Source organism: Nocardia coffeae (assembly GCF_019890715.1).
GTDB classification, from domain to species: Bacteria; Actinomycetota; Actinomycetes; order Mycobacteriales; family Mycobacteriaceae; genus Nocardia; species Nocardia jiangxiensis.
Genome location: NZ_JAINZY010000010.1, coordinates 33,820 through 54,417, shown reverse-complemented (window position 1 = coordinate 54,417; position 20,598 = coordinate 33,820). Strand labels below are relative to the sequence as shown.

Annotated in this window: 20 protein-coding genes; 10 read left to right on the top strand and 10 right to left on the bottom strand. The window is 67.3% G+C overall.

Annotated features, from left to right (window positions below):
* Nucleotides 1–42: 42 nt before the first annotated feature.
* Both K7711_RS30735 and K7711_RS30730 read left to right on the top strand, forming a co-directional pair.
* A complete protein-coding gene (locus K7711_RS30735; RefSeq protein ID WP_222973365.1) occupies nt 43–510 on the top strand; it encodes a hypothetical protein in 468 nt (155 codons plus the stop codon).
* Nucleotides 511–538: 28 nt separating this feature from the next.
* The gene (locus K7711_RS30730; protein WP_222973364.1) at nt 539–1,213 is read left to right on the top strand and encodes a hypothetical protein; all 675 of its coding nucleotides are present in this window, start codon (nt 539–541) and stop codon (nt 1,211–1,213) included.
* Nucleotides 1,214–1,287: 74 nt separating this feature from the next.
* Here the strand turns inward: K7711_RS30730 and K7711_RS30725 are convergent, their stop codons facing one another.
* Nucleotides 1,288–1,779 carry a DinB family protein gene (locus K7711_RS30725; RefSeq protein WP_222973362.1) on the bottom strand — a complete coding sequence of 164 codons (492 nt, stop codon included), beginning with the start codon at nt 1,777–1,779 and terminating at the stop codon, nt 1,288–1,290.
* Nucleotides 1,780–2,098: 319 nt separating this feature from the next.
* On the opposite strand from K7711_RS30725, the gene K7711_RS30720 reads away from it, so the two are divergent.
* Nucleotides 2,099–5,032, top strand: coding sequence for a DUF6924 domain-containing protein (locus tag K7711_RS30720; protein ID WP_222973360.1), 2,934 nt, complete (start codon nt 2,099–2,101; stop codon nt 5,030–5,032).
* Nucleotides 5,033–5,063: 31 nt separating this feature from the next.
* Here K7711_RS30720 and K7711_RS30715 read toward each other — a convergent pair whose 3' ends face one another.
* Nucleotides 5,064–5,807: an SDR family NAD(P)-dependent oxidoreductase gene (locus K7711_RS30715; protein WP_222973359.1), complete on the bottom strand. Its 744-nt coding sequence runs from the start codon at nt 5,805–5,807 to the stop codon at nt 5,064–5,066.
* Complete coding sequence (locus K7711_RS48590) at nt 5,779–5,955, bottom strand: SDR family NAD(P)-dependent oxidoreductase (protein WP_222973347.1); 177 nt, start codon at nt 5,953–5,955, stop codon at nt 5,779–5,781. The genes K7711_RS30715 and K7711_RS48590 overlap by 29 nt, the downstream gene beginning before the upstream one ends.
* A gap of 337 nt (nt 5,956–6,292) precedes the next feature.
* On the opposite strand from K7711_RS48590, the gene K7711_RS30705 reads away from it, so the two are divergent.
* The 3 genes from K7711_RS30705 (at nt 6,293) to K7711_RS30695 (ending at nt 8,989) form a co-directional block, all read left to right on the top strand.
* Entirely contained in the window at nt 6,293–6,949 is a 657-nt protein-coding gene (locus tag K7711_RS30705; RefSeq protein ID WP_222973345.1) for an O-methyltransferase, read from the top strand.
* A 103-nt stretch (nt 6,950–7,052) separates the two neighbouring features.
* Entirely contained in the window at nt 7,053–7,709 is a 657-nt protein-coding gene (locus K7711_RS30700; protein ID WP_222973343.1) for a TetR/AcrR family transcriptional regulator, read from the top strand.
* A gap of 38 nt (nt 7,710–7,747) precedes the next feature.
* Nucleotides 7,748–8,989 carry a cytochrome P450 gene (locus tag K7711_RS30695; protein ID WP_222973341.1) on the top strand — a complete coding sequence of 414 codons (1,242 nt, stop codon included), beginning with the start codon at nt 7,748–7,750 and terminating at the stop codon, nt 8,987–8,989.
* 351 nt (nt 8,990–9,340) lie between these two features.
* Here K7711_RS30695 and K7711_RS47915 read toward each other — a convergent pair whose 3' ends face one another.
* A complete protein-coding gene (locus K7711_RS47915; RefSeq protein ID WP_235748066.1) occupies nt 9,341–9,838 on the bottom strand; it encodes a BON domain-containing protein in 498 nt (165 codons plus the stop codon).
* A 52-nt stretch (nt 9,839–9,890) separates the two neighbouring features.
* Complete coding sequence (locus K7711_RS30685) at nt 9,891–10,493, bottom strand: Rv1733c family protein (protein WP_222973339.1); 603 nt, start codon at nt 10,491–10,493, stop codon at nt 9,891–9,893.
* A 381-nt stretch (nt 10,494–10,874) separates the two neighbouring features.
* Between K7711_RS30685 and K7711_RS30680 the strand changes: the two genes are divergently transcribed.
* Complete coding sequence (locus tag K7711_RS30680; RefSeq protein ID WP_222973337.1) at nt 10,875–11,678, top strand: SigB/SigF/SigG family RNA polymerase sigma factor; 804 nt, start codon at nt 10,875–10,877, stop codon at nt 11,676–11,678.
* A 28-nt stretch (nt 11,679–11,706) separates the two neighbouring features.
* Here the strand turns inward: K7711_RS30680 and K7711_RS30675 are convergent, their stop codons facing one another.
* On the bottom strand, nt 11,707–12,213 hold the full coding sequence (locus tag K7711_RS30675) for a DUF6328 family protein (protein ID WP_222973335.1): 507 nt from the start codon (nt 12,211–12,213) through the stop codon (nt 11,707–11,709).
* A gap of 170 nt (nt 12,214–12,383) precedes the next feature.
* On the opposite strand from K7711_RS30675, the gene K7711_RS30670 reads away from it, so the two are divergent.
* On the top strand, nt 12,384–12,893 hold the full coding sequence (locus K7711_RS30670; protein ID WP_308015030.1) for a DUF7144 family membrane protein: 510 nt from the start codon (nt 12,384–12,386) through the stop codon (nt 12,891–12,893).
* Between the two features lie 39 nt (nt 12,894–12,932).
* On the opposite strand, the gene K7711_RS49645 is transcribed toward K7711_RS30670, so the two are convergent.
* Together K7711_RS49645 and K7711_RS30665 are read right to left on the bottom strand one after the other, a co-directional pair.
* The gene (locus K7711_RS49645; protein WP_504740835.1) at nt 12,933–13,088 is read right to left on the bottom strand and encodes a DUF8730 family Cys-rich protein; all 156 of its coding nucleotides are present in this window, start codon (nt 13,086–13,088) and stop codon (nt 12,933–12,935) included.
* Between the two features lie 29 nt (nt 13,089–13,117).
* Nucleotides 13,118–14,746 carry an FAD-dependent oxidoreductase gene (locus K7711_RS30665; RefSeq protein ID WP_222973333.1) on the bottom strand — a complete coding sequence of 543 codons (1,629 nt, stop codon included), beginning with the start codon at nt 14,744–14,746 and terminating at the stop codon, nt 13,118–13,120.
* 286 nt (nt 14,747–15,032) lie between these two features.
* Between K7711_RS30665 and K7711_RS30660 the strand changes: the two genes are divergently transcribed.
* A complete protein-coding gene (locus K7711_RS30660) occupies nt 15,033–16,319 on the top strand; it encodes a diguanylate cyclase domain-containing protein (RefSeq protein ID WP_308015029.1) in 1,287 nt (428 codons plus the stop codon).
* A 35-nt stretch (nt 16,320–16,354) separates the two neighbouring features.
* Here K7711_RS30660 and K7711_RS30655 read toward each other — a convergent pair whose 3' ends face one another.
* Nucleotides 16,355–16,576 carry a hypothetical protein gene (locus K7711_RS30655; protein ID WP_222973326.1) on the bottom strand — a complete coding sequence of 74 codons (222 nt, stop codon included), beginning with the start codon at nt 16,574–16,576 and terminating at the stop codon, nt 16,355–16,357.
* On the bottom strand, nt 16,573–16,902 hold the full coding sequence (locus tag K7711_RS30650; RefSeq protein ID WP_222973325.1) for a hypothetical protein: 330 nt from the start codon (nt 16,900–16,902) through the stop codon (nt 16,573–16,575). Before K7711_RS30650 ends, K7711_RS30655 begins: the two co-directional genes overlap by 4 nt.
* A gap of 337 nt (nt 16,903–17,239) precedes the next feature.
* Between K7711_RS30650 and K7711_RS30645 the strand changes: the two genes are divergently transcribed.
* Entirely contained in the window at nt 17,240–20,560 is a 3,321-nt protein-coding gene (locus K7711_RS30645; RefSeq protein ID WP_222973317.1) for a protein kinase domain-containing protein, read from the top strand.
* Nucleotides 20,561–20,598 lie beyond the last annotated feature (38 nt).

The window sequence follows — 20,598 nt, the reverse complement described above, 5'->3', positions numbered from 1 at the left end:
GTAGAACTCGATCGAGCGAGCGATACGGACGAGGATGGTGGTATGCCGGAAGAATTCACTCAGGCCGCGGCGCGGAATCAATTGCATCGGTACCTCGTTCGCACACTGCGCGCACTTCCCGCGGAACTGTCCATCGCGTTGCGGCACCCGCAATTGCCTCGCGCGCGGCTGCACGGCGGTGTGACGATGCCCTTCGGCGACGACGGACGCGAGATCGTCTCGGAGTACTTCACCATCGGGTACTGGGTGATCGGTACCACCCCCGATACCGCCGGGGAATACTTCGACTCGGTGGTGCGGTCCTGGGCCGAATTCGGCTGGCCGACCAGAGCGGACCGGAGTGGTTCGCGCACGCGCGCGGCCGACACCCGCACTCCCGACGACTTCCAACTGCACATCCAGCGCAGCGCCAACGGATATCTCAGCCTGTCCGGCTCGACCCCGCCCTTCCCCGTCGGCTCGGTCGCCGGAGATCCGCTTCCGCAGGTCATCGAACATCCGACCGGATGAATCGCGTGCCGAACGACAGGAGCCGGGCATGAGTGACGAAATACCGGGCGCACAGGAACAACTGGAGCGCGACGGCACGTCCCTGCGTGCGCAGATCCTCGAGCTGGCCCGCGAACTCACCCCCGAGCAGCTGCCGGACATCGTCCTGCCCGCCCCCTCCACCGTCGACTGGCACGAACCGCTGCGGTATCAGTACCGGGTCAGCGACCGGATCCAACGCGCCGTCGAACTGAACTCCCCGGAATTCATCGATCGCGCCGCTGCCGTGCTGACCGATCGAGGGTGGGCGATCGAGCGCGGATCGACCGAGGTGCCGGGGTCGACGCCGATGATCCACGTCGCGGGCAGCCGCAACGGTTTCCGGATCATGGTCCGCGTCCAGGAGGGCTATCCCGGTGTGCTCTACGTCGGCGAGACCGCCCCGCGCCCGCTCTACACACCCGAGACGTTCGTACCGCCGCCACCGGAGAAAACCGCCGAGACCGTCGACCCCGGCTATGTGCTGTGCTACGAGTGCCAGGGGCGCGGCTGGTGCCCACTGTGCCAGGGACGCGGCTGGGTGACCGGTGACGACGGTCGCGAGACCTGCCCGGAATGCCATGGGCTACTGGGCTGCCCGATCTGTGACGGCCGCGGCCAACTGGTGATCACCGAACTCGACACATGGGAGCGCAGGCTCTATCCGGAACTCGGCACACCGTGATGACGAAGGGGTACACCGTGCCGACCACGCTGCTCCTGGCGCGGACCGACGCCGAGCAACTCGCGCGCTGGTGACTATCGCGGGTGTTCGATCTGCTCGCGCAGGATGTCGGCGTGGCCGCAGTGTCGCGCGAGGTCCTCGATCACGAACAGGTAGATGAACCGCAGGTTCACCTCGCCGAGGCCGGGGTGCGTCCGGATCTCGTCGAGCTCGAATTCGGCGGCGATCGCTCGGGAACGCTCGTTGACCCGCTCGAATTCCGCGATCACGTCGGCCACGGTCTCCTCGTCTCCCACGACGAAACTCGCATCCCCCGACGTCGTGCCGCCGTCGCAGTCCGGCTTGGGGATCCCGGCCAGAATGTGCTGAAACCAGATCCGCTGGGCGACCGCCGCATGTTTGACAAGTCCGATCGGCGTGGTCACCGACGCGACCAGCCGGCGACGGGCATCGTCCTCGGACAGCCCGCGCAGCGTGTTCGCCAATTCGGCCCGATTGCGATCGAGGACCCCCTCCAGCAGTCGACGCTCACCGCCGATGGTGACCACCGGTCTCGTCCAGGTCATGTCCGCTCGATTCTCTCGGTGTCGTGGATCGGCAGGGGCGGAGGCGAATTCACCGCGGCCGAACCACACCGTCCTTCGTGTGCACATGATCGCAGATCCGATTCCGGAGCAGGGCGCTGACCGGGGCGAATGCCGCTCGGCGGGAATGTGTCGGTGCTCGGGCCTATGCTCGGTCCCGCACACGGATATCGGCCCGCCCACGAGCATCGTGTTCGGTCACCGAGATCGGGCTTGCGGCAACAGCTTTCGCCGAGCCACGGGTATGTCGTCGTGCCGCCGTGGAATTCGTTTCGGCGTCCGGATGTGATGAGGAGGATCGGTGGGGTCGGTGTCGGATGAGGTGTCCGCGTTCGCATTTCGGATGTGGCGGCGTGCTCGGGGGTCCGCGCGATGGGAGCCCGCGGCGAGACTGCTGGTGTGGGTGGGCGACGACGATCGCGCGGCGCCCGCACGGCTGTCCTGGGTCACTCGGGACGGGGCCCGGTCCGCGCTGGGTTTCACGCCGGACATGGCGAGCTGCTACGGGCATCGACAGGACGGCGGCGAGGTGCAGGAGTTGCGGGGCGAACTCGACGACCGGCCCGCACCGGACACCTTCGCCGTGCGTGGGTACGAGTTCGATACCGAGACAACAGATCTCGATACCGGAGACGCGGCCGGGCGGTTGCGGATCCTGATCGACGACGGTAGCGCGGCCGAGCCGGGCTCGGTGGAGTGGTCGAGCGGATCGGGTGACGCCCGTTCGATCGTGCTGTTGTCGCGGGATGTCGGCGACCTCGTCTCCGGCGTTCGGGCCAGTGCCGAACATCGCGACGCCGACGAGGTGGCCGCGAATCTCCTTCGCGACTCGACCGACAAGTGGTTCGCCGGGCAGCGCCGGGCGACCCTCGAGTTCCGGCTGTCCGAGCCGATCGCGGTCGATCACTACGTGCTCACCTCCGCCAACGACGCACCCGACCGCGACCCGTCGGCATGGACGCTGCGCGGTTCGGCGGACGGGCGGCGCTGGCGCATCCTCGATACCCGCTCCGGCCAATCGTTCCCCGATCGGCACCACTCCAGGGCCTACCGGATCGCCGAACCGGGGCCCTGCACGCACTATCGGCTCGACATCACCGGCAATCACGGCTCACCGCACCTCCAGTTGGAGACCGTGCGATTCCTGGTCGACGACGGTTTCGTGGGCTTTCGGCAGCCGGCCGGGCTCATCCCCGCCCCGTACCGGGGCACCGCCAGGGTGCGAGCCTCGTCGGAGGCATCTGCTGCGGCCCTGCTCGGCGGGTCGGCGGCAGCGAAACCCGGTGGCACGGCGGCATCTACGCTGAAAAGCGCGACAGCAGCACTGGCGGGCGATGCGACGGGATCCACGCTCAGCCGTGCGGCAACCCCCTTCGCGGCACGGGTGATGCGGCCGCTCTCCGCTCCGTTGCACTCGGCCCCTGCGACACCGGCTCAGCCGGCCTCATCACCGTCAACTCCCGCTCGAATGGACGCCGCACCCGAGATCCAGCCGGGCGAGTCGTCGCCATGGCAGCCGGGAGGGTCGTGGCTGCCGTTGGGGGGCGGCCTCTCGATGCAGTCACTGACCTCCCCGTCGGGGCGATTCACCGCTCTGCACTCACCGTATGAACCGTCGTTCGCGGTGCGGGACAACCACACTCGCGATCGGGTGTGGATCAGCGATTCACCGTCGTCGAGCCTGCTGTGTCTGGGGCCCGACGGCGACCTGGTGGCCTGGGACCACCACGGCAACCACGTGTGGAGCACCGGCACGGCGTGGCTGGGGGTACAGCGGCTGGAGCTGCGCGACAGCGGTGAGCTGGCCCTGATCGATGCGGATGATGCGGTGGTGTGGAGTTCGGGAATTCCGGACGTCCCCGCGGGTTACGCACCCCGCCCGGCGCCCCGGGGATCGACGTTGCGCCGCGGCGAGAGCCTGTACGGCCAGTCACTCACCAGCGACGACGGGTCGACCGTGCTGTTTCACGACGGTCGCGTGGCACGAATCATCGTGCACGGACGCACCTCGCACTGGGACGAGTTCCCCGACACCGAGAACGTCCTGATCCTCGACGACGACGGATTCCTGTACCTGCGCGACCTGAACGGTACTGTGCTGCACCAGATTTCCGGCCCCGGCACCGAACTCGTGGTCGAACGCGGCGCGGCCGAGCTGCGCGACGACACGGGGAATCTCGTGTGGACCTCATGTCCTCATTCACAGCGACCGGGTCCGGTCCGGGCACCGGAGCTGGCGCAGGAGGCGGCTCTGACAGCCTGGTTCGGCGCACTGATCGGCGACGATCACTGCGTAGCGGTGGCACGGGACACCACACCACGGGAGATCCTCGGACAGCTCGGTGTCACCCCGGTGGCGGGAACCTGGACCGACCTCCAACGACACAGGGACGCAACGCATCCGGACGGCGGAACCATCGTGGCGGCCCTCGCGGTGGACTCGCACGTCCTGTTGCTGTCCGATGATCCGGATCTGCCGGTCACCACACTGGCGCCGTGGGTGGCGACCGTGCGGCAGCAGGACCAGGACTGCGGTTTCGCGGCGTTCAGCGTCCATCGGGACGGCGAACTCGTCACCGAACTTCGGGAATTCCCGCATCGCCGCAAGGGAACCCGGACGCCGGAGATCGCCACCGCGTTGACGGAGCTCGTGCACGATCTGGACCTGCGCACACTGCTGTTCCGCACGGCCGGAATCGTCCCCGACGCAGTCGAATTGGGCGGCGAGCTGCTCGGCGGCGTCCTGTCCCCGAAGCCCGAGCTCGAATCCGCGAGCGCCGCTCCGCTGTTGGTGATCGACGGATGGGAGAGTATGACCCCGTTGGTGATCCGCACCGACTTCACCGACGACGATGCCTGGAATCGCGTGATCGAGCAGATGCGTTCGCCGTGGATGGACGACGATCCGGTGGACCCGCACCCGATCACCGATCCCCGATTGGCCGGAGCCCCGGCCGAACAGGTGCTGCACGAGGTGTGCGAGGCACTACCCCAACCGGCGACGCCGGGAGCGATATTCATCGCCGACGAGGTCACCATGCGCGAGCCCGGACACCCCCTGCTGGCGGTGACGACCGAGTGGGACGGCCGGCCCTTCGAGGACGACGACGAGGAGTTCATCACCCAGTTCCGCCTGTTCCCCGACGCCGCGATCGAGATCAGTACGAACCTGGACCTGGCCAATATGGACTTCGAGGACTTCGCCGACGAGGGGGTGTACGAACGCATGACGTGAGCGCGGGGTCACCCGACGTCGGATATCGAACTCAACTGGCGGGCAACGTGATTCCCCCGTCGGTGACCATGCGCTCACTGAGTTCCCAGAGCCGCCCGGCCGACTCGTCGTCGGTCGCGGCCGCGGACGCGGTGGCGGGCTTGCAGTTCGCCCAGTAGCCGCCATTGGTCGATACGACCTCGTCGCCGGTGGCAACCTGGATCACCGTCTCCGCGCCCTGTTCGGGCGACCTGCCGAAAATCCGTGCGATCGGCATCGTGAGGATGCTCATCACGCCGCCCATATGACTGTTGTGGTAGAAGTTCGACGCGACGAACCCGGGATGCACTGCGGAGGCGTGCAGCCCGGATTCGCCGAAGCGGTGCGCGAGTTCGCGAGTGAACAGGATCTGCGCGAGTTTGGCGTTCGCGTAGGCGGGCAGGCCGCTGTACCCGTCCTCGAAAGTCGGGTCCTCCCAACGGATCCCCTTGGTGTACTTGTGCCCGTTGGAGCTGACGTTCACCACTCGGGCCAGCGGATCGCGCCGCAGGTGAGCCAGCAGCAAGCGAGTCAGCGCGTAGTGTCCGAGGTAGTTGGACGCGAAGGTCTCCTCCACTCCCTGCACGGTGAGCCTGCGTTCGGGCACCGCACCACCGGCGTTGTTGACCAGCACGTCGATGCCGTCCGTACTCGAGATCAGCTCATCCGCACATCGCTCGACGCTGCGCAGATCGGCCAGGTCGAGTTCCACCGACCGCACCGATTCGTTACCGCTGAGCCGCCGCAGTTCCGTCACCCGCATCGCGCGCCTTGACCGGGTTGCGGCAGGCGAGAATCGTCGTCGCGCCCCGGCCCGCCAGATCCGCCGCCACGGCCCGCCCGATACCGCTGTTGGCCCCGGTAATCACCACGACCCGATCTGCCAAGTCCTGTTCGTCCGCCATCATCACTCTCCTTCGCGCCCACATCGTTCGACTGCGCGCGCCCTGCCGACCGACGCAGGATAGCGCAACACCGAACCGCACGCATGCTCCGAAGGCATGCCACGAGCGCACGAATTACCCAGCAGTCCAACAGATCTGGATGCCTCGCAACAACACACCTCACGCAGTTCCCCGACGGTCCCGATCATCCACGAGCCCGGCCGCACGCGACGAGCACACCTCGACGCGCCACCCCGTGACGAATCCGGACCACCGCCGAGCAGGTGGCGGGCGGCACCGAGACTCCCTACGTTGGTCGGTGGCGCCGCACCTTCCCACGGATGACAAGGATCCCGATATGAGCAACACCCTCACGAGTTCCCCCGCCGCCGACGTACTCGCACGGCTGTACACGAACGCCGAACGCAGCCATCGCGACCATCAGGAACGCCTCGCCACCGTGCCGCCCGAGCAGCGGCCGCAGACCACCAACTCCCGCGAATTCTTCGCCGCCGCAAAGGATCTGTACATGGCGGTGCGTCCCGACACCAGTCGGCTGCTGTACATTCTGACCCGCACCCGCCGAGCCAGCACGATCGTGGAATTCGGCACCTCGTTCGGGGTGTCCACACTCTGCCTGGCCGCCGGGCTGCGCGACAACGGCGGCGGCCGGGTGATCGGCACCGAATACGAGCCGACCAAGGCCGCCGCCGCTCGGGCGTCCCTGACCGAGGCGGGCCTGGTGGACCTGGTGGAGATCCGCGAGGGCGACGCACTCGAGACCCTCGCCCGCGATCTGCCCGATCAGGTCGACATCCTGTTCCTGGACGGGGCGAAGGAGATGTACCTGGACGTGGTGAAGCTCGTGGAACCGAACCTGTCCCCCGGCGCACTGCTCGTCGTGGACAACTCCAACCGCAGCCCGGAATTGCTCGCCTACCTGCGCGACAGCGAGGACTACCTGCCCACCGCCGTCGCCGACGACGTCACCGTGGCACTGCGCACCACACCGTAATCCCACGCGTACCTCAATGCCCGGCAGCAGATTTACGTCAAACGTTTGACTTAGAACGAGCCCGACACGTTTACTGGTTGCAGGGACAACCTGGAGGAATCCAATGCCGGGTATCGAGGCACGGACGACGCGAGCCGACCGGACACGGGAGTCGATCCTCACCGCCGCCGAGCGACTGCTCGCCGAGCAGGGCGTGGCGGCGGTGTCGAGCCGCCGGGTCAGTGAGGCTGCGCGACAAGGGAACAACGCGGCTGTGGGCTACCACTTCGGCAGCAAGGCCGACCTGCTGCGGGCGATCGTGCGCAAGCACACCACGGCGATCGAGCTGATCCGATCGGACCTGCTCACCGCTGCCGCGGACTCCACCGAACTACGCGACTGGGTGGCCTGCCTGGTCCGTCCGTACACCGAACACCTTGCGGCACTGGGTAATCCCACCTGGTACGCCCGTTTCGCCGTGCAGGCGATGGCCGACCCGACGTATCGGGAGATCATGACCGACGAGGCGTTCAGCGCACCGTCGTTCCAGCAGACCGTCGAAGGCTTGAACCGGTGTCTGCCCACGTTGCCGTTGCCGGTGCGCCTCGAACGCCAGGAGATGGCAAGCCATCTGCTGCTTCAGGTTTGCGCCGAACGCGAACGATCGCTCGCGCGTGGCGTGCCGCCGACCCGCCGCAGCTGGGCGGATGCGGCGACAGGTTTGATCGACGTGCTCGTCGCACTCTGGTCGGCGCCGATCACCGAATGTTCCGTTGAATAAAAATTGCTGGGAGACAACAGAATCCGGGAGACAACAGCATGACGAGCACCATCAACTCGATCGAGAACGGCGCGCCGGAACTGTCGATGTTCCCGATGCCGCGCGCGGCATCGGCCCCGTTCGATCCACCACCCGAACTCCGCACCTTCCAGCAGGCAGGTCCGCTCCGCAAGGTCAGGCTGTGGAACGGCGAGTCCGCGTGGCTGGTGACCCGGCACGCCGAACAGCGACAGCTGCTGGCCGATCCGCGGGTCAGTGCGGATATCAACAGCCCCGGCTACCCCCACCAGACTCGGCTCGACACGACCACCGGGCCGCGCAGGGGGCTCAGTTTCATCTCCATGGACGACCCCGAACATATGCGCCTGCGACGCATGGTAACCGCGCCGTTCATGATCAAACGGGTGGCGGCGATGCGTCCCGCGGTACAGCAGATCGTGGACGAACTGATCGATGACCTGTCGGCGAGCCCGCACCCGGTCGACCTGGTCGACGCGTTCGCTCTGCCGGTGCCCTCGCTGGTGATCTGCCGACTGCTGGGCGTGCCCTATGCGGACCACGATTTCTTCCAGACCAACACCAAGATCGTGATCAAACGCGACACTCCCCCGGAGGAACGGTCCGCGGCCACACTGCGGCTGCAGGAGTACCTCGACGACCTGATGGGCAGGAAGATCGCCGACCCGGCCGACGATCTGTTGTCGGAGTTGGCCGTCGAGCGGGTCCGCACCGGCGAGTTGTCCCGCGAACAGGCCGCCGACATCGCACGCCTGCTGCTCATCGCCGGCCACGAGACGACCGCGAACATGATCGCGCTCGGCACGTTGGCGTTGCTGCAGCACCCCGACCAGCTCGCGCTGTTGCGCGACACCGACGATCCCACCACGGTCGCCGACGCGGCCGAGGAATTGTTGCGCTACTTGAACATCGCGCACACTGGGCGACGCCGCGCGGTGACGGCGGATATCGAGATCGGCGGTACGGTCATCCGCGCGGGTGAAGGGATCATCCTGGTCAACGAGATCGCCAACCGCGATCCCGCGGTGTTCACCGATCCGGACCGTCTCGACATCCGACGCAAGTCCAAGCAGCATGTGGCCTTCGGCTTCGGAGTCCATCAGTGCCTCGGACAACCGTTGGCGCGCATGGAATTACAGGTCGTCTACGGCACGCTCTATCGCCGCCTGCCCGGCCTGCGGTTGGCGGTCGATTTCGATCGCATCCGGTTCAAGCACGACGGATTCGTCTACGGCGTCTACGAACTCCCGGTCACCTGGTGACATGATTGCGCGGCGGGATTCGGGGTAGCCGCCGACCATGACTCGCCCGCTGCCACCGATTCCCGACCCCGCGCCGCCACAGCCCGTCCCGGACCCTCCCCCGGAACCGCCGATCCCTGCCCCGCCGCCCCCGGACCCGTACCCGTCGCGGCCCGAACCCGAACCGCGCCCGGTGCTACCGCCGGTGCCCGACCCGGCCCCACCCGCCTGGTCGCGGCGCACCGACCCGCCCTGCTTCCACCAGCGTCGGACGCCACGTCCGGCATGAGGCGAGTCGAGGCGGTGCGATCGGTCGTGGCATGTGTCGATCGCCGATGAGCGGGTAGGCGGGTGGCCGCACCCCGGCCGGAATCAGTCGAGCTGTTCATGGCTGGCCGGAATATCCGGCGTCGTCACGCGAATATCGTTGTGCACCCGGAGTTTCGGTGCGTTCTCGCGCACGATGTCGTCGAGTTGCAGGCGTCGTTGCGCACTGCCCACCTCGCCGCACAGCACCACCGCGTGGTCCCGAACGCTCACTCGGACATCGAGTTCGGCCGTTCGGGGGTCCTCCGCGAGCGCTCGGCGCAGGTTGGCCGCCGAGTACTGGGGCGAAAGGTCGTCGGTGGTGACATCGCCGTGATGGCCGAGCAGGCCCAGGAACGCTCGCGCACACGGCGACCTCCCGGCCTGCTCGGCCACCCGTGACCAGTCCACCTGCTCTCGCAATTCGCGGGCGGTCTGCAACAGTCCGGTGTGTTCGAGCCGAGCCGCGCACCCCCGGGCGACAGCGAACGGAATCTCCGCACTCAGCAGGGTGTTCGCGACCCGGGTGGCCGAGTGCACGAAACGATCGATCCCTGTGTGCATACCCGCCTCCTACCCTTCGGGGACCGGGTTGTTCGCCGGGACGCACAGCCCGCTATCCGCGATTGACCTCCCGGCTCAGGCCACGCCACTCGCGCGTCCAATCGGCGCGGCGGCGGATTTCGAACAGTGAATACAGCACGGCCAGCACCGCGCCCACGACGAGGGCGACGCTGCCGAAGACCTTCATTGCCCGGTCCACGCCGTCGCCCAACGCCAGATCCGTCGGTGACAGATCGTGCAGCGGACGGCCGTCTCCGCCTACTCGCACCGGAAACCGATCGCCGGGCCTGGCAGTCGAGGGGACGTCGATCGTGGCCGTGTGGGTGTGCCCGAACCGAGTCCACACGACCTGCGTCTGCCATGTCCTGGCGGAGGCGACACTGTCCTGGCCGACCACCGTGGGACGTTCGGTGACGGTTCCGGCGACGGTGACCGCCGAGGCGATCACGGCGCGTTCGTGCACGAGAGCTTCGGCGTAGCGAGCCGTTCCCGCGTGCACAGCGAATGGGATGGCGGCGAGCAGCAACAGGGCCGCAACGATGCGGGCCCCCGCCTCCCAGCGGTCCGAGGCCCGCATCAACGGGTTGGCACTCCAGGGCGCGGTGCGCCATAGTCTGCGTGGCAGAGATGGGCGGTTCGTCACGTCGATTCCCATCTATTCGGATTTTCACTTTCCTGCTGGGTGGCCCCTGAAACCACCCGCCGACTCGCCCCCGGATCCTCGCCATTGAGAACCTTCGTCATCATCGACGATAGCGACGGCGCATTCGGCCTCGGCACCCGCATACCCCGACCGACGATGCGAAAACGGCGCGACATCACTCCATCGGCACCCGCTCGGGCACCGTAGGCAAACGGTGGGCGAACCGGGTGCACGACTGCCCGGTGACCCGTCGCTCGATGTAGCGCCCGTCACAGCCGGGCTGACGTAGCGGGCGGTTTCGGCCATACTGGAGGCCGCGACGTTCTGATGTGGTGACGTTCAAACCAACAGCGCACCGAACCGCAAGCGACCTCGTCGCTCTGGAGGTACACCATGACCTCACGCATTCCGACCAGCTCAGCGCGCTCCCACCGGGGAAACGACCCGTACGACGGTATCGAGCCGTGGCTGGAGAAAATGGCCGCCCTGCCCGATGACGATCCCGAGCACGCCCGGCTGCGCGGCGAGATCATCGACCGGTGCCTGCCGCTGGCCGAGCACATCGCCCGCCGCTACATCCGACGCGGGGAAACCTACGAAGACCTCTATCAGGTCGCGGCGCTGGGACTGATCCTCGCCGTCGACCGGTACGACCCGGCCAAGGCCGCGACATTCGTATCCTTCGCGGTGCCCACGATCATGGGTGAGGTGCGTCGCCACTTCCGCGACCGCACCTGGGCAGTGCGGGTGCCGCGGCCCGCCAAGGAATTACAGGCCGATATCGGGCCTGCCGTGGAACGCCTGGCACACCGGCTGCACCGCATGCCCACCAATTCGGAACTGTCCACCGAACTGGGTGTCGATCGCCTGGACATGACCCAGGCGATGCTGGCAGCCAACGCCTATTCCGCCGACACCATCGACACCTCACCCACCGACGCCGACCGCGCCGCCGCCCGCATCACCGACGAACTCGGCAGCGAGGACACCGGGTACCGGATCACCGACGAAGCGCTCACCGTCGCCCCGCTTCTGGCAGATCTGCCGTTCCGGGAACGCGAGGTCCTGCGGCTGCGGTTCTTCGAGAACCGGACCCAGACCCAGATCGGCGAACAGATCGGCCTGTCCCAGATGCAGGTGTGCCGCATCCTCACCCACACCCTCACCAGGCTGCGAGAACAAGCAGTCCCGAGCTGAGTCCGGACGCGCACCGCCGCAAGAGATTTCACCGATGCCGCCGCTGCCACCACGGATACACCACCCACAGGCCGGTGAACAACGCCGCGAATCCCACACCGGCGATGACCCCGGCGACCGGCCCGACGACCGTGTCGAAGATCAGCACCGCCACCCCGGTCAGCGCGACCCCCAGCAACAACAGACCGGTCAACGCGTAGTAATGGGCGGCGACGACCACACTCTCGAGCCGATGCCTGCGAAACAACAGCCGGTGCGCGGCCACCGGAGCGGTCAGGAGAACGGTGGCCGAGATCGAGGCCACCACCACGACCAGATACACCACCCGCATCGCACTCGACAGGGATTCGAATCGCGTCTGGAACGGCAGCGTGAGCAGAAAGCCGGTAAGTAGCTGAACACCGGTCTGGACGACACGCAATTCCTGGAGCAGACCGGTCAGATTCCGATCCAGCTGCTCGGGTCCGGTCTCGCCGCGAACCCGCCGATCCCACTGATAATCGGGCGCTGCCTCGTCGTAATCATCCCGTGCCATCGATATCCTCAACCTGTGGGGGGAATACGAGCCACCATGGGAAACAATTCATTTCACGGTTTACCCAGTAGTTGCCACAGTATTATGGAAGAAGTTTTTCCCACGTATCCACACCGTAATGCGGGGCACGACGGCACCCTGCAAACGCACTGAGCCGAGGGAGAAAAACAATGTCGGACCAGGGAACACCCACCGCGCAGGTACCACCGGCGGAACCGAATGCCGGAACCGAGCCCGCCGCCCCGCGAGGCCGCCACGAGACCACCTCCCCGAACCTGCAACAGGGGGCCGCGGCCGTGGGCACGATGGCCGCGGTGGTGTTGATGCTCGTCGCCGGAGCGCTGCAGATTCTGGAGGGGATCTCGGCGATCGAATACGACGACATCATCGTGGTCGGCCCCCGGTACACCTACCAGTGGAACGCCACCGGCTGGGGCGTGGTCCACATCGTCATCGGCGCACTGCTGGTGCTCGCCGCGCTCGCGCTGTTCACCGGCAGGCTCTGGGCACGAACCCTGGCGATCGTGCTGGCCGCGGCATCGATCGTGGCGAACTTCCTCTGGCTGCCGCACAACCCGTGGTGGTCGATCCTGCTCATCGCCCTGGACGCATTCCTGATCTGGGCAATCGCCACCTGGCACCATCCCGGACAGGGCGCGGCCACACACAGCGCGTCCTGAGACGGGATCGTGGCAGGAGCGCCACCGGAAGTGTGAGAATCAGCCGCCGAAGGGCCACCATGCCCGTTTCGAACTATCGGCGGCACACGCACAGCGCTGGGCCGCGGGCACATCGCCGAGCACTTGCTCGACGTGCTCGCCACAGCCGGTGTAACCGGGTTTGCCGCATTTGCGGCAGACGATGCGTTGGCACATTGCGTCGATTTCCTTATCTCTGGAAGGGGTCAGGGATGCGGCGCTGCCGTGGCCGCACACCAGGTCAGATATCCGCCGTCGAGATTGACCGCATCGTGGCCGAGCTGGGTCAGCAGCCGCGTGGCGCTGTTGCCGCGCTGGCCGACCCGGCAGAAGACCAGCACCGGACCGGCAGGTATTTCGGCGGCCCGATCGCGCAATTCGTCGAGGGGAATGTTGACCGCGCCCGGTATCGAGCCCTCGGCGTACTCCTCGGGTGAACGCACATCGAGCAGACAGGTTCCGGCCACGATCGCATCATCCACCTCGGACCACTGCGCCGTGCGCAGCACCCCGGTACGCAGATTGTCGGCCATATAACCCAGCATGTTCACCGGATCCTTGGCGGAGCCGAACTGCGGAGCATAAGCCAGTTCCAGATCCATCAGCCGCGAGGCCGTGATGCCACCGGCCATGGCCGTGGCCAGCACATCGATACGTTTGTCCACGCCGTCCGCACCGACGGCCTGCGCGCCCAGAATCTCATCGGTGTCCGGGTCGACCAGCAGTTTCAGCGATATCCCCTGTGCGCCGGGGTAGTAACCGGCGTGCGCGAGCGGATGCGAATGCAGCGCGGTGAATCGGCGACCCGCGGCACGCAGTCGCTTCTCGCTCCATCCGGTCATCGCCGCGGTGAGACCGAAGACGCCCAGGATCGCGGTCCCGGAGGCGGGCGGGTCCACGGCCGGAAGCCCGGCGATGACGTCGGCGACCAACCGCCCCTGCCGATTCGCGGCATTGGCCAACGGGACCGGCATCGGCTCCCCGGACAACGCGTCCGTCTTCTCCACCACATCGCCGACGGCGTACACGTGCGGCGCGGAGGTTCGCAACCGGTCGTCGACCACGACTCCCCCAGCCGAACCGATGTCGAGACCGGCCGCACGAGCGAGGGCGCTCTCGGGGCGCACACCGATCGCCATGATCACCAGATCCGCCGGGACCACGCGCCGATCGGACAGGGTCACGGTGTCGGCATCGACGCGCACCAGCTCGGCGCCCAGCTCCAACCGGATCCCGTGCTCGCGCAGTTCGGCGGCGACGGGCGCGGCCATCTCCGCGTCCAGGGGCGCGAGCACCTGCGGGCCGCGTTCCACCACCGTGGTCGAAATCCCGCGCCGCACAAGGTTTTCAGCCATTTCCACCCCGATGAACCCGGCCCCGACGACGACCGCGGAGCCGACCTCGGCGACAGCGGCGGACATGCGGTCCACATCCGCGATGTCCCGCAGTACCAGGGCGCGATCCGCACCCGGCAGCGGTGGCACGATCGCGCTCGCCCCGGTGCTGAGCACCAGTTCGTCGAAGGATTCGAGATACTCCCGGCCGGAATCCAGTTCGCGCACCACGACGGTCCGGTTTTCCGGGTCGAGGGTGATCGCCTCGCTGCGCACCCGCACGTCGAGCCGGAACCGCGCCGCCAGCGATTCGGGCGTCTGCAGCAGCAGCGATTCCCGTTTCGGGATCACACCGCCGACGTAGTAGGGCAGCCCGCAGTTCGCGAACGACACGTGATCCCCTCGTTCGAGGACGATGATCTCGGCCGTTTCACTCAGCCGCCGCAGACGGGTCGCGGCCGACATGCCACCGGCGACTCCACCGACGATCACAACCTTCATTCCACACCTCCCGGCAAGACACTGTCACATACCCCACGGGGTATATCGGCTCAACACAATATACCCCATGGGGTATCGAGAGCCTCCTGTCGACCGGCTCACACATGGAAATTCACACGCGTCCACCAGGTGTGTCGATCTTCACAAAAGATCTCGACTGTGATATTTCAGGCGACCGATATGGTTCCAAGCAGTACATTCAGAGGGTTCTATCGTGAAAAAGACCGCTGGGTCGCTCTCGGAGTGGGGTTGTCCGCGAGCAGCTCGATTGCCGAGGGGATCGTGGGTGAACGACGTCGCGGAAGTACTCGCCAGGGCGTGGTCGACCGCCCTGGCGCCTACTGCCGTGGTGTCCGAGTCCACTCCGCAAACCCGGTATCTGCTGCGCGGTCTGGTCGTGGATCTGCTCGTCGCCGTGCACTCCGACCCCTTCGACGTATCGGCGGGCATGCAGGTCGGGCGAGCGCTGGTCGCGGCACAGTGGATCGACGAGCAGGTGCCGTCGGTGTCCGCACAGGTGCTGTACCGGCTCGGTGAGCACTGCGACCACCCCGACGCGGCCGCCCGGTCGGCGGCATTGCTCGCCGCGCTCGGACAGGGCCACCAGGCCGGGCTGGACGATCTGCGGGACCGGGATCGGCAGCACGCCATGGCCCCGCACGAGTCCGGCAACGACCACGATTCCCGGTTCCGGATGGTGTTCGACAACATCGCCGCCGCGGTCGCCATCGGCGATACCGAAGGCAGGCTGCTCGAGGCGAACAACGCGCTGGCGGACATGATCGGCGTCCCGGTCTCCTCACTGCAGGGGATTTCGGTCTACGACTTCGCACACCCCGACGACCGGGAACACATCCGCAAACTGCTCTACGACGAGCTGGTTCCGGCCAGATCCGGCACGGTCGCCCTGGAACGCAGACTGGTACGCGCCGACGGCACGGTCGGGTGGATGTCCTTCGCCATCACCTACGTGCAGGGAATCAACGACCACCAGTCCGACTACCTGCTGGCGGTGGGCGCGGACGTGACCGAAATACATCAGCGGCACGAGGAACTGCACCGCGAGGCCCGGCACGACCCGCTGACCGGGCTGCCCAATCGCCGCCTGCTCACCGAACGGGTCGACGAGCTGATCGCCACCGCGCACCCCGATGATCGAGCCGGATTCTGCTTCGTCGATCTGGATCATTTCAAGACGATCAACGACCGCTACGGCCACAATGCCGGGGACAAGGCGCTGTCCGCGGTCGCGGCCCGGCTGCGCAACAGCGTGCGCGACTTCCACTGCACCCTCGCCCGCATCGGGGGCGACGAATTCGTGGTACTCATTCCGCCGCCGGCCGGTATGTCCCGCACCACGGTCATCGCCGACCGGTTGCTGTCGGCGCTGGCCGATCCGATCATCATCAACGGGCATCCGCTGCGGATATCGGCCAGCATCGGCGTGATCGTGACCCCCATCGCCGATGCCGACACCGAATCCCTCCTGGCCGCCGCCGACACCAGCCTCTACAACGCCAAATCCAACGGCAAAGGTCACTGGGTCCTGCAGATCCTCGGCGCACCCGTCTGACCGACGTTCGCCACGTCGACCGCGAGCCGGGGCGATCAGGGACCGAGGAACAAGCGCTCGTTCGGCAGACGGGTCTCCGGCAGACATTCTTCGACGGTGTCCACGATCAATTCGATTGCGCACCAACGCTTTCGATGCCAATCGCGGATCAGGTTGCGGGCCACGCCCTGTGCGGCCCGATAGTCGAAGGCTATTCCGTTCACCCAGACCCGCACGTGCATATCTTCGCAGGTCAGGACTGCAACCCCGGCTGTCACTGGACCGGGGTGGTCGGGGGCGCCTCGTCGAACCGCCAGGCCGACCTCAGCGCCTTCAACAGTGCCCGCTTGCGCAACCGGGTTTCGGGACCGTCGGTTCGGTGCGGCTCCAGACCGGCGTCGAGCATCTCGACGAACCGGCGGCGTCCGACGCCGAAGACGACGAGCAGTTCGCCGGTGCCGGCGCCGCCGAACGGCGCCCAGCGGATGGCGAATGCGATCACCTGCAACGCGTCGGTGTCGACCGCGCGTGCCCTGCGGAGAGAGTCCAGTTCACGCAGCGAGGACCGGGCCCACGACGAGCCGTAGTCCACCCGGGTTCCCACGGGAGCCGGCTCCGTCCTCGGGGGCGCCTCTCGGCCCGGTGGCACCGGCTGCGGCGGTCTCCCCCGGGCATCGCGAACCACGCGGGAGCAGCCCCGTTGTCGATCGTGTCGATCCATGAGTGTCCTTGCGCGAGAGTTCCGGACCATCACGCGAAGTATTCTTTCCGCCCGCACGATCCGGCGACCGGAAAACTACCTACTCGCATACCTGTTCCGCCCGCGCCCGCGCGGCGGCGGCGCCCGGTGCGACCGAGCGTCCAGCGAGTGGCGTCCGGCCGCCACCCCGGCCGCGACCGGCGATATCCTGTAGCCACGTGGTAACGAGGTGACTCAACAGATGGCCGTCCGCGAACCATTCGAGCAGACCCAGCGTGATGTCGTACCGACGGTCGCGGCGGAACTGCACGCGGCCGGGTTCGATGATGCGCAGGAAATCGGGCGTGGCGGGTTCGGGGTTGTGTACCGCTGCGTGCAGCCGGAGTTGGGTCGCAGTGTCGCGGTGAAGGTACTCACGGAGGACTTCGACGACGACAACCGGTCTCGATTCCTGCGCGAGCAGCAGGCGATGGGTCGGCTGACCGGCCACCCGAACATCGTCGGCGTCCTGCAGGTGGGCACCACCGAGAGCGGCCGGCCGTACATCGTGATGCAGTTCCACCCGCAGAATTCCCTGGAAGCGCTGATTCACCGGGACGGACCGCTCGATGCGGCCGGAACGCTCCGGCTCGGCGTGAAGATCGCCGGCGCCCTGGAAACCGCGCATCGCGCCGGCATCATTCATCGCGACGTCAAACCCGGAAACATCCTGATCACCGATTACGGCGAGCCGGCGCTCACGGACTTCGGTATCGCCCACATCGACGGCGGATTCCGGACCAGCACCGGCACTGTCGCCGGATCCCCGGCATATACCGCACCCGAAGTGCTGGAGGGTAACCCGCCGAGTCCGGCCGCCGACATCTACGGCCTGGGCGCCACACTCTTCTGCGCGATCACCGGTCACGCCGCTTTCGAACGGCGAAGCGGTGAGCAGGTCGTCGCCCAATTCCTGCGAATCACCACGCAGCCGGTCCCGGACCTGCACGGGAAGGGAGTGCCCGCGAACCTGAGCGCAGCCATCGCCTGGGCGATGTCGCCCGATCCGAAGGATCGCCCGGCCTCCGCCGCGGAGTTCGGCGCCGAACTGCGGCGGCTGCAATCCGTCAGCGGACTTCCCGTCGACGAGATGGCAGTGCTGGCAGTGCCCGCGGCAACTCCTGCTGCCGACGATGCGTCGCCCTCGCCCCGCTCGGTGACCGGGCCCGCCATGGCCGAGGCGCTCTCTGGACCCCTGCCGACCACGGTGGGCAGGCTCCCGCTCGAACTCACCAGTTTCGTGGGACGACGCCGCGAACTGGCTGAACTCAAGGAGCTGCTGTCCTCGTCGAGACTGGTGACCTTGACCGGATTCGGCGGGGTCGGGAAGACGCGGCTGGCCTTGCGTGCGGCCGCGGAAATGCAGAAGCGATTCAGCGGTGGGGTGCGCCTGGTCGAGCTGGGCGAGTTGTGGGATCAGGCCGTGGTCGTCGATGTGGTGGCCACCGCGCTGGGCGTGCGCAATCGACTCGTGCCGTTGACCGAAGGCGGCGAGACATCGGTGGAGCAGGTGGCGACGAGCCTGGCCAACCGGCATCTGCTGCTCGTGCTGGACAACTGTGAGCATGTGGTCGACGCGGTCGCCGCACTGGTCGAGACATTGCTGCATCACTGCGTGAAGCTGCAGGTCCTGGCCACCAGCCGCGAGCCCCTGGGCATCGGCGGCGAGGTGGTGCTGCAGGTCCCGCCGCTGACCGTCGCCGACACGGAACCGCGATCCGGGCGGCACGACGAGCCCCTCGACGACGCCGTCTCCTTGTTCGCGCAGCGGGCCGCCGCGGTCGTGCCGGGATTCGCGATCACCGAGTCGAACCGGGAAACGATCGAACAGATCTGCCGACGACTCGACGGACTGCCGCTGCCGATCGAGTTGGCCGCCGCACGCCTACGCGTCATGTCCGCCGAGCAGATTCTCAAACGGCTGACCGACCGGTACCAACTGCTCACCCTCGGCCCGCGCGGCGTGCCGCCGCGGCAACAAACCCTGCGCCTGTCCGTCGACTGGAGTTACGAACTGTGCGAGCCGCGCGAACAGCAGCTGTGGGCTCGATTGTCGGTCTTCGCCGGAAGTTTCGAACTGGACGCGGCCGAAACCATCTGTGCCGGAGACCTGACGGCCGAGGAACTACTGGACACCCTCACCTCCCTGATCGACAAATCCATCCTGCTCCGGGAGCAGGTGGACTCGGCCGTCCGCTTCCGAATGCTGGAAACCCTGCGCGACTACGGCCGGGAGAAGGCCGAACAGGCCGGACAGTACGCGGCCCTGCGCGCGAAGCACCGCGACTGGTATCTCGCGATGGCTCTGCGGGCGGACGCCGAGTGGATCGGGCCCGACCAGGTGGAGTGGATCGCGCGGCTCGGGCGGGAGCAGCCGAACTTCCGGGAGGCGATGACGTCCTGCCTGGCCGTCGCCGGCAGTGACGACATCTCGGCCTGCCTGCAGATGGCCGCAGCCCTGTACCCCTACTGGCTCTCCCGCGGACAATTGCGCGAGGGACGGAGCTGGCTCGACCGCGCGCTGGCCCAGCAACCCCGCTCGGACACGAACGCGCGCGTCAAAGCGCTGGTCGCCGCGACCGTGCTCGCCGGTACCCAGGGCGACCTGCGCGCGGCGACCGCCCTGCTCACCGAGGGGCAGACCCTGGTCCGGAACATGACCGACCCGGACCCCGACGCCCAGGCCCGGATCGGACTCGTCACGGGACTGCTGGGTCTGCTGTCCGGCGACCTCGGTCCGGCCTGCACCCAACTGCAGGAGGCCCTGGCCATCCTGGGTCCGCAGGACGACACTTCGCAGATCCGGATGGGAATCCTGCAAACCCTGGGCTGGGCCTACGAACTGCAGGGACTCACCGAACAGGCAACCGCCTACAACGAGCAGGTCCTCGCGATAGCGGAAGCGCACGGCGAGGCGGTACACCGGTCGTACACGCTCTGGGCGATGGGAGTCACCGAGTGGCAGCAGGGCCATATCGAGCGAGCCGTCGAACGCATTCACCAGGGCCTGCACCTCACCCGGCTGGTGGACGACCCGTTCATGACGGCCGTGGATCTGGAGGCCCTGGCCTGGATCGCACGCGAGCAGCAGGATGCCGAACGGGCCGCCACGCTGCTGGGCGCTGCCGCATCGCTGCGCGGTGTCACCGGCGGCACCACGGTGTTGTTCCCCCACTTGCTCGTTCACCACGAGACCTGTGAGCGCCTCACCCGGGAGATGCTCGGCAAGCGGGCCTTCACCACGGCGCAGCGCAAGGGCCAGTCCATGCAGTTCGACGAAGCGATCGCGTACGCCCTCGGCGAGACGACGACACCGGCCGCGGATACCGCACCGACGCTCACCACGCGCGAGATGGAGGTCGCCGCCCTGGTAGCCGAGGGACTGACGGACAAGGCCATCGCCACCCAACTGGTGATTTCACAGCGGACCGCGCAAGGCCACGTCGCGCACATCCTGACCAAGCTCGGTTTCACCTCACGCGCCCGAATCGCGTCCTGGGTCATCGAACAACGGAACTCCTAGCCCGGCCGACGGGGCCGACTTCGCTGATTGTTTCGACC